This window comes from Sphingobium lactosutens (assembly GCF_013393185.1).
Lineage (GTDB): Bacteria > Pseudomonadota > Alphaproteobacteria > Sphingomonadales > Sphingomonadaceae > Sphingobium > Sphingobium lactosutens_A.
Genome location: NZ_QJQX01000047.1, coordinates 1 through 2500, shown reverse-complemented (window position 1 = coordinate 2500; position 2500 = coordinate 1). Strand labels below are relative to the sequence as shown.

2 rRNA genes (1 of these 2 cut by a window edge) are annotated in these 2500 nt (G+C 53.9%); both read left to right on the top strand.

Annotation, left to right across the window (positions count from 1 at the left end):
* Positions 1-2220: ribosomal RNA gene (locus DM806_RS11120) — 23S ribosomal RNA — on the top strand; it begins 575 nt to the left of the window's first position.
* 142 nt (positions 2221-2362) lie between these two features.
* Positions 2363-2477, top strand: a 5S ribosomal RNA gene (gene rrf / locus DM806_RS11115).
* Positions 2478-2500: the final 23 nt, after the last annotated feature.

The window sequence follows — 2500 nt, the reverse complement described above, 5'->3', positions numbered from 1 at the left end:
TTGAGACCTGACCGCGTACCTCTTGCATAATGGGTCTGTGACTTAGTGTATCATGCAAGCTTAAGCCGTTAGGTGTAGGCGCAGCGAAAGCGAGTCTGAATAGGGCGACTGAGTATGATGCATTAGACCCGAAACCCGGCGATCTATGCATGACCAGGTTGAAGGTGCGGTAACACGCACTGGAGGACCGAACCGTTCAATGTTGAAAAATTGTCGGATGAGTTGTGCTTAGGGGTGAAAGGCCAATCAAGCCGGGAAATAGCTGGTTCTCCGCGAAATCTATTGAGGTAGAGCGTCGGATGATTGCCGTTGGGGGTAGAGCACTGGATGGTTGCGGGGGTCGCGAGATCTACCAATACTAACCAAACTCCGAATACCAACGAGTCTAGTCCGGCAGACAGACGGCGGGTGCTAAGGTCCGTCGTCAAAAGGGAAACAGCCCTAACCTACAGCTAAGGTCCCCAAGTCACGTCTAAGTGGGAAAGCATGTGGAACTTCCAAAACAACCAGGAGGTTGGCTTAGAAGCAGCCATCCTTTAAAGAAAGCGTAACAGCTCACTGGTCTAAATAAGAGGTTCTGCGGCGAAGATGTAACGGGGCTCAAGACGTGCACCGAAGCTTAGGGTGTAGTCGTTTACGACTACGCGGTAGCGGAGCGTTCCGTAGGCCGTTGAAGCGATCTGGTAATGGGTCGTGGAGGTATCGGAAGTGCGAATGCAGACATGAGTAGCGATTAACAGTGTGAGATGCACTGTCGCCGAAATTCCAAGGGTTCCTGCTTAAAGCTAATCTGAGCAGGGTAAGCCGGCCCCTAAGACGAGCCCGAAGGGGGTAGTCGATGGGAACCACGTTAATATTCGTGGGCCTGGTGGTGTGTGACGGATGGCGTAACTTGTTCGGCCTTATTGGATTGGTCCGGGCAGGGAAGTTGTCCCAGGAAATAGCCCCACCGTATAGACCGTACCCTAAACCGACACAGGTGGAATGGTAGAGTATACCAAGGCGTTTGAGAGAAGTATCCTGAAGGAACTCGGCAAATTGCCTCCGTACCTTCGGAAGAAGGAGGCCCCATCTATGCGCAAGCACTGATGGGGGGCACAGGCCAGGGGGTAGCGACTGTTTAGCAAAAACACAGGGCTCTGCTAAGTCGGCTTCAAGACGACGTATAGGGCCTGACGCCTGCCCGGTGCCTGAAGGTTAAGAGGAGGAGTGCAAGCTCTGAATTGAAGCCCAGGTAAACGGCGGCCGTAACTATAACGGTCCTAAGGTAGCGAAATTCCTTGTCGGGTAAGTTCCGACCTGCACGAATGGCGTAACGACTTCCCCACTGTCTCCAGGATATGCTCAGCGAAATTGAATTCTCCGTGAAGATGCGGAGTACCCGCGGTTAGACGGAAAGACCCCGTGCACCTTTACTGCAGCTTCAGAGTGGCATTAGGAAAGAACTGTGTAGCATAGGTGGGAGGCTTTGAAGCGATGACGCCAGTTGTCGTGGAGCCATAGGTGAAATACCACCCTGTTGTTTTCTGATGTCTAACCTCGCACCGTTATCCGGTGCAGGGACCCTCTGTGGCGGGTAGTTTGACTGGGGCGGTCGCCTCCTAAAGAGTAACGGAGGCGCGCGATGGTGGGCTCAGGACGGTTGGAAACCGTCTGTTAGAGTGCAATGGCATAAGCCCGCCTGACTGCGAGACTGACAAGTCGAGCAGAGACGAAAGTCGGTCATAGTGATCCGGTGGTCCCTCGTGGAAGGGCCATCGCTCAACGGATAAAAGGTACGCCGGGGATAACAGGCTGATGATTCCCAAGAGCTCATATCGACGGAATCGTTTGGCACCTCGATGTCGGCTCATCACATCCTGGGGCTGGAGCAGGTCCCAAGGGTTTGGCTGTTCGCCAATTAAAGTGGTACGTGAGCTGGGTTCAGAACGTCGCGAGACAGTTTGGTCCCTATCTGCCGTGGGCGTCGAAATTTGAGAGGAGTTGACCCTAGTACGAGAGGACCGGGTTGAACATACCTCTGGTGTACCAGTCGTCCTGCCAAGGGCGCAGCTGGGTAGCTATGTATGGACGGGATAACCGCTGAAAGCATCTAAGCGGGAAGCCTCCCTCAAGATAAGATTTCATCGAGCCGTCGTAGACCACGACGTTGATAGGTCGGATGTGGAAGTGCGGTAACGCATGGAGCTAACCGATCCTAATTGCTCTGTTCGCGCTTAAACGGTTCCACAAGGAACCGCAGAGTCCCACCATCAACGACAGCCTTGAAAGCCTGTCGAACCATGGCGGTCGTTAAGCCAGCCAAGATAGCAAAAAGTCCGCACGGGCATCGATTATACCCAACAAAGCGCCAGCTCCATTGCTTGGTGACCATAGCGTCAGTGACCCACCCGATCCCTTCCCGAACTCGGACGTGAAACCTGACTGCGCCGATGGTACTGTGGCTCAAGCCCCGGAAGAGTAGGGCGTCGCCAGGCATTGAAGCTCGCGCTTTGTTATA